The sequence below is a fragment of the Capnocytophaga sp. oral taxon 903 genome (genome assembly GCF_013394785.1).
GTDB classification, from domain to species: domain Bacteria; phylum Bacteroidota; class Bacteroidia; order Flavobacteriales; family Flavobacteriaceae; genus Capnocytophaga; species Capnocytophaga ochracea.
Window position 1 is genome coordinate 191,045 of sequence record NZ_JABXYW010000002.1, and the last position, 6,849, is coordinate 197,893.

5 protein-coding genes are annotated in these 6,849 nt (G+C 39.6%); 4 read left to right on the forward strand and 1 reads right to left on the reverse strand.

All coding sequences use genetic code 11. From position 1 onward, the window contains the following. Positions 1–3: 3 nt before the first annotated feature. The 3 genes from HW279_RS00885 (at position 4) to HW279_RS00895 (ending at position 5,009) form a co-directional block, all read left to right on the forward strand. The gene (locus tag HW279_RS00885) at positions 4–1,698 is read left to right on the forward strand and encodes a RagB/SusD family nutrient uptake outer membrane protein (RefSeq protein ID WP_178957609.1); all 1,695 of its coding nucleotides are present in this window, start codon (positions 4–6) and stop codon (positions 1,696–1,698) included. 115 nt (positions 1,699–1,813) lie between these two features. Then, positions 1,814–3,508 carry a right-handed parallel beta-helix repeat-containing protein gene (locus HW279_RS00890; RefSeq protein WP_178957610.1) on the forward strand — a complete coding sequence of 565 codons (1,695 nt, stop codon included), beginning with the start codon at positions 1,814–1,816 and terminating at the stop codon, positions 3,506–3,508. A gap of 55 nt (positions 3,509–3,563) precedes the next feature. Then, entirely contained in the window at positions 3,564–5,009 is a 1,446-nt protein-coding gene (locus tag HW279_RS00895; RefSeq protein WP_178957611.1) for a beta-N-acetylhexosaminidase, read from the forward strand. A gap of 653 nt (positions 5,010–5,662) precedes the next feature. On the opposite strand, the gene HW279_RS10935 is transcribed toward HW279_RS00895, so the two are convergent. Then, entirely contained in the window at positions 5,663–5,842 is a 180-nt protein-coding gene (locus HW279_RS10935; RefSeq protein WP_255495749.1) for a hypothetical protein, read from the reverse strand. Positions 5,843–6,049: 207 nt separating this feature from the next. On the opposite strand from HW279_RS10935, the gene HW279_RS00900 reads away from it, so the two are divergent. Further along, positions 6,050–6,811: an acyl-[acyl-carrier-protein] thioesterase gene (locus HW279_RS00900; protein ID WP_009410646.1), complete on the forward strand. Its 762-nt coding sequence runs from the start codon at positions 6,050–6,052 to the stop codon at positions 6,809–6,811. Positions 6,812–6,849 lie beyond the last annotated feature (38 nt).

The following is a 6,849-nucleotide window of genomic DNA, read 5'->3' on the forward strand; positions in this document are numbered from 1 at the left end:
ACAATGAAAAGAATATATAAACATATCACATTTATAGGCCTTTTAGGTGCTTTGCTAAGTCAAATAAGCTGTAAAAATGATGACTTCTTAGATAAATATCCTCCTGATGCTTTTAATGAAAAAGGATATTTTAATAGCGATGAAGACTTAAAGATCTTTGCTAACCGTTTTTATGGTGGTTTGCCTGTACAGTTCTTCTATAATGATAACGACTCTGATAATATGGCTCCTAAGAATATGAACAGTTTCTTGGCAGGAACTTACACCATACCTGCTACAGGAGGTGGCTGGAGTATTAACGATTGGAACGGTATTTACAATTGCAATTTCTTCTTGGATAATTACAACCGCTCTACTGGTTCAAAAAAAGAACAATATGCTGCCGAGGTACGCTTTTTCCGCGCTTTGTACTATTGGAATAAGGTAAAGACTTTTGGCGATGTTCCTTTGATTCTTACCAAAGTAAACGATGCCTCTCCTATTATTTTCGGACCTCGTGTAGCTCACAAACAAGTGATGGACAAAGTTATGGAAGATATGAATTTTGCTATCCAAAACTTACCTGAGAAAGCCCAAGCCGAAGCAGGACGCTTACACAAAGATGCTGCTTTAGCTTTAAAATCACGTGTTGCCTTATGGGAAGGTACTTATCGCAAATACCATACATTGGGTGATGAAAGTTCTTGGTTGCAAGCAGCTGTCGAAGCCTCAGAAAGCCTTATTAATTCAGGTAGATATAGTGTTTATACTACAGGTAACCCTGATAAAGATTACCGTAATTTGTTTATTCAGCAAGATTTATCTCGCAACTCCGAAGCTATTTTCTACCGTACCTATATCAAAGGAACAGGCACTCACGGTTATACCCGTACAGCAGGTGAAAATAGCACTGGTTGTAGTAAGGATTTTATGGAATCTTACCTCTTTACTGATGGATTGCCTATTGGCACTACTACCTTCACTTATGACGATAGTACCCCAGCAGGCGAAGCTGCCAACCGAGATCCTCGCTATGCTCAAACAGTCGCTACTCCAGGTTTTGTATGGACTGAAAACTCTGACCCTGCTAAACGCCAAGTAGTAACATTACCGGCTGTAGGTACAGGGCAAACAAGTACTGGTTATTGGCTTATAAAAGGACGTTCTAGTGACCCTGAACAGTGGATTGCTAATCAAAGTGATTTAGACCTTTTTATATTCCGCTATGCCGAAATATTACTTAATTTTGCCGAAGCTAAATATGAATTAGGTTCTCTCTCTCAAGCTGACTTAGATAAAACTATCAACAAACTGCGCGATCGTGTAGCAATGCCACATCTTACCACTGCTGTAACCGCTGATACTCACGCTATAAACTACGGTTATACCGTCACCCCTTTGTTGTACGAAATACGTCGTGAACGCCGTGTTGAACTCATTGGTGAAGGTTTTCGTATCGATGATATCAAACGCTGGAAAGCTGGAAAGCTGATTGAAAATCCTAAAATCATACGTGGAATGAAGCTCAATGCTACCTTAAAAGCACAATATCCTGCGAACTCAGGTGTTAGTAATTTACCTGTAGACAGTAATAATTACCTCATTATCTACCCTTCCATTACGGCAGGACACCACACTTGGAACGATAAACTATATCTATATCCATTGCCTATCGACCAGATACAATTAGTAAAATACACACAAAACCCTGGTTGGTAATTTGTACATTTTTTATAATACAAGAGGGCATTTAAAAACTCTCTTTTACATCAAAAACTTTGTCAAAGCCTTAGGGCTTTGACAAAGTTTGTTATAAATTTACTTACCAAAAACAATGAAAAATTTCAACTTTATATTACTCTTTACGATACTAATTTTAGTCGCTTGCAAAACAGCCGTTACTACCCCTGCTACACCCGCTCAAATGGAAGTAAGTAGCCATAAACATATCGTCCTTAACAAGGATACCTATCATTTTTATCTCAACCAAACTACCGAGAAAGAACTCTACATCTCCAACCACGACCAAACCAATCCCAAAAAAGTAGGACTTTATCTCGAAAACTTAAATAATGTAGTGATTGACGGCAGTAACAGCGAATGGCTCTTTCACGGCACTATCTTGCCTATTGTAGTGAAAAACTGTACCAATATCACTCTTAAAAACTTTTCGATAGACTTTGCAACCCCTCATTTGCGTCAGTTGCACATTACCGAAGTAGATGCAAAAAATAACACCGTAAAAGCCCAACTCTACCCCGAAGGAAACTATAAAATCAAGGACGGGAAACTCTTCTTCACTGGCGAAGATTATGAAGAAACTCCCTTTGGAGGTATGATATTCAGAGCTGACAAACGTTTGGCTTATAAGCGAGCTGACGTAAATTTTAACCCTACTAAAATTACCGAAATAGCCCCTAATGAGTTCCGCATCGAAGGCATAGGTGCTAAACCTTATTTGGAAAAAGGAGAGCGTTTTGTATTGCGCACCTACACACGTCCTACACCTGCCATTTTCGTTACTGAAAGCAAGAACGTGAAGTTAGAGAACATAACCGTACATAACACCCAAGGTATGGGACTCTTAGCACAACTCACCGAAAATATAACCCTCAACCGCTTTCGCGTAGCTTTAAAAGAAGGCACCGAACGCTATTTCACTACTCAAGCCGATGCAACTCACTTTTCAGCCTGCAAAGGGCTCATACGCTCTGAAAACGGAGTCTATGAAGGTATGGCGGATGATGCTATTAACGTACACGGCACTTACCTAAAAGTAATAGCTCGTGAAGACAATCACACTATCAAAGCGCAGTATATGCACCCCCAATCGTGGGGATTCCTTTGGGGCAATGTAGGTGATAAAGTGCAGTTCATTGCCTCCAAGACAATGGACGTTATCGGTGATAAAACCTATCGCATTCAAGCCATTAAAGCCGTTGATAAAACTACCGAAGTAGGCGCTAAAATATTTAAAATCACTTTCGATGAAATACTACCTGCCGAAGTAAATCCCGATACACCTTGTGGGGTAGAAAACCTTACTTGGACACCTGAGGTGATTTTCAAAAACAATATAGTGCGCAACAATCGGGCTCGTGGGGCTCTGTTTAGCACTCCTAAAAAGGTCGTTTGTGCCAATAACACCTTCGACCATACTCACGGCACTGCTATCTTACTCTGTGGCGATTGTAATGGCTGGTATGAAACAGGTGCTTGCCACAATGTAATCATCAAAAACAACCACTTCATCAATGCACTTACCGCTAATTATCAATTTACGAACGCTATTATTTCCATCTATCCCGAAATCCCCAACTTAGAAGCACAACAAAAGTATTTCCATTCTAATATTACTATTGAAAACAATGTGTTTGAAACTTTTGATGAGCCTATTCTCTATGCCAAATCAGTAGAGAATCTCATTTATCGCAATAATAAGATTATCAAAAATCAAGAGTTCAAACCTTTTCATTGGAATAAAGAACGTTTTAAGTTAGAACGCACTAAGAATGTAAAGATTGATTAATGCACCCTAATAGAATATTCAAAAAGTCTCTTTTGCACATTCATTTTCTTATATTATGCCTAAACTATTTTACATCTTACTATTTTTAGCCTTACCACTTTCCGCACAAATCAATGTGGTACCACAGCCTAATGAGATAACTTATCATAAGGGTACTTGTCCGATAAGTACCAAAATTAGCTATATACAGGATAAATCCATCAATAATCCCGAAGGCTATCAGCTTATCATCAAACCTAACCAAATTATCATCAAGTTTGCCACCGAAGCAGGAAAGTTCTATGCCCAGCAAACCTTCAATCAACTCGTTTTTGAGGCAGAGGTAACACACAAAAAATCTTTGCCTTGTCTTACCATTACCGATGCGCCTCGTTTTGCTTATCGCGCCTTAATGATTGACCCCGCTCGGCATTACTGGAAGATAGACGATATTAAAAAATACATTGATGTAATGGCTCATTACAAGTTCAATTACTTACATTTGCATCTCACCGACGACCAAGGGTGGCGTATAGAAATCAAGAAATATCCTAAACTCACCGAAATAGGGAGCAAACGTTCCGATTTCGAAGGTTCTAAACGCAATAACGAAGGCTTTTATACCCAAGAGCAAATAAAAGATCTCGTACTATACGCTCTTCAGCGCAATGTACAGTTAGTGCCTGAGTTCGATGTACCAGGTCATAGCGATGCTGCCATAGCTGCTTATCCTTTCCTCAGTTGCAACGATACCCTCATTGGGGTACGCACTACCGCGGGTGTTTCTAAGAATTTGTTGTGTGTAGGCAAAGAAGAGGTCTTTACTTTCATCGATGATGTCATTGCAGAATTATCAGCTATTTTCCCCTGCCCTTATTTTCATATCGGGGGTGATGAAGCCCCTATGGACAAGTGGCTTGAGCACTCCCCTACCCTCAAACTCAAACAGAGTCTTCACACTACCAATAACCAACAACTGATGAGTGAGTTTTTCAAAAGGGTAAATCAATCATTAGAGAAAAACCACAAGCGCCCTCTTATTTGGTTAGAGTTAGAAGTCCCCTCCTATCCCAAAAATAGTGTGATGTATCTATGGCGAATGCGTACTACTCCGCAAGTATTGGAGCGCGCTAAAAAAGATAATTTCAAACTGATTTGTTCCCCCGGCGAATACGCCTACTTCGATTATCCACAAGCCAAAAACGATTTGCCTAATGTAGATTGGATGCCTACCCTCACCCTACAACGCGTATATGAATTTAATCCCGCCTTTTCACTCACAGCCGAAGAAGAAAAGCAATATATTTTAGGAGTTGAAGCTACTTTGTGGGGCGAAAGTGTGAAAGATGTATTCCGCGCTTTTTATATGACCTATCCTCGCGCTTTAGCCTTATCCGAAGCAGGGTGGACAGAGATGCCTAAGCGTGATTGGCAACAATTCACCCAAAAGTTAGACCTCCAATTGCAATATTTGCTACACAAAGGCATTAATTATCGTCCCCCAGTAGAATTACATCAGTAACCATCTATTAGTAAATGTCAGTCCGATATATATAATACTGATTTACAGTTGTGTTTACATTGTAATCTGTGAAATCCAGCAACGCAGTTGCTAATCCGTGCCCATCATATTTGTCAATTATCAATTGTCAATTGGGCTATCCGTGCAATCCGTGTAATCTGTGCGAGACTTTCAGGCAACTTGTTGCCTTTTTCTTTGATTTGTAAAGATTTGTAGGATTTTTATAGCGTAAGCTACACTTTTCTTACCTCAACATATAATATTATTTTTAAATTGCCTGTCGCACTACGACGACCTAGCTCCTCTGACCTTCTCCTAAAACTCCTACGAACCTCCGCCAGTGTACCTCTCACTTTTCCGTCATTATATTCCCCTTTGAAGGTAGCCAGACACAGCTGAGTATGTGCCTTGCAAGAGCGGAGTATGTGTAAGGGGGGAGGTTTCCTCCGCTTTTCCGTCACACTCCCTCCTAGTGCCTATGGTCTAAGGGCTATCACCTATTCCCTTTTCTTTCGTCTCGAAACCCTGTTTTTAACATTTTTAGCACTGTTTTATTATATTATGAATCAACTATTTATATACCCTTTCTATACCAATCGTCCAAGATTCGTATAAGCTTCCTATAAGCTCTCTATAAGCTAACCCCACCCTCATTACACCCTTTTTCCATCAAAAACCCTCCCTCCCCTCTTCTGAACTTCTCCGTTTCCTTTCGAAAGCTCATCTGTGTCACTTTTAGGGGTATACACTTTGCCAAAATTTTTGCCCGTGTGGCTCACACTGCCTGTGCGGCTCGCACCTTTGGCAAAGTTAATTATCAGTATTTTTAGCATTATTGGTATTTCCTCATTTCCTCATTTTTCCCCGCTCATATGGCTCACACACCTATCTTATTTTAATTTCTCTGTACCGTCAGGTACACTTCTTTTTTAAAGAAAATTTTGTGCGTTTGCTCTATTCTGTCCCATAAAAAGTAAGTAAATAGAAAATAGTTTTATATCTTTGCATATTCAAAAATAAATTATCATTAAAAGTATATTATGGAAGATAAAACAATTTTCACCGAAACTTATAAAGTGCGTAGCACACAAGTAAACCTCAACAATCAACTCGGGTTATATGGCGTATTAGGTATGTTGCAAGATATCGCTGCCGAACACGCTTCACTTTTAGGGTTCGGTTATGAAGAGTTAGTAAAAAAAGGATTCTTTTGGGCACTCATACAGCAAAAACTAAAAATGCACTATTGGCCTCAATGGAATGAACGTATCACCGTCAAAACGTGGTCTCTCCCTGTAAAAGGAGTGTATGCTTTTCGCGAATTCGAACTTTTTTGCAACGACCAAAAAATAGGTGAATGTGCTAGTACTTGGATTACCTTAGATATTCAAACACGTCGCCCCATTGAGCTTACTGACCGCCAAGAAATCTTCTCTCCTCGTACCGAAGGCGGACTCTCTTTCCATACCGACCGTATCAATCTCCCCGAAGGTATGTATCAGGTCAACGATTTTAAAGTGCGTGTAAGCGATTTAGATGTCAATTCACACGTAAATAATGTAAAATACACTCAGTGGGCACTCGATATGATGACAGAGCGCAACCATCGCGAGTTTGTTATTAAAGAATATGATATCAATTTCTTATCCGAAACTTTTATGGGAGACGAAATGCAAGGATTTAAAAGCAAAGGTAAATACATCGACGATGCCCATAACTTGGTAGAAACTTATCTCTATGCACAAAAAATAGGAGCTCCTAAACCTGCGTTCATATCTCGCTGGATTGCTGAACGAATTTAAACTATTTATTACTTTTAATAAAAAACCCCTGCGAAGTT

What these genes read in the sequence shown, in the direction of transcription:
- HW279_RS00885 (WP_178957609.1), top strand. Translation starts at nt 4, where the DNA reads ATGAAAAGAATATATAAACATATCACATTTATAGGCCTTTTAGGTGCT.
- HW279_RS00890 (WP_178957610.1), top strand. Translation starts at nt 1,814, where the DNA reads ATGAAAAATTTCAACTTTATATTACTCTTTACGATACTAATTTTAGTC.
- HW279_RS00895 (WP_178957611.1), top strand. Translation starts at nt 3,564, where the DNA reads ATGCCTAAACTATTTTACATCTTACTATTTTTAGCCTTACCACTTTCC.
- HW279_RS10935 (WP_255495749.1), bottom strand. Translation starts at nt 5,842, where the DNA reads ATGCTAAAAATACTGATAATTAACTTTGCCAAAGGTGCGAGCCGCACA.
- HW279_RS00900 (WP_009410646.1), top strand. Translation starts at nt 6,050, where the DNA reads ATGGAAGATAAAACAATTTTCACCGAAACTTATAAAGTGCGTAGCACA.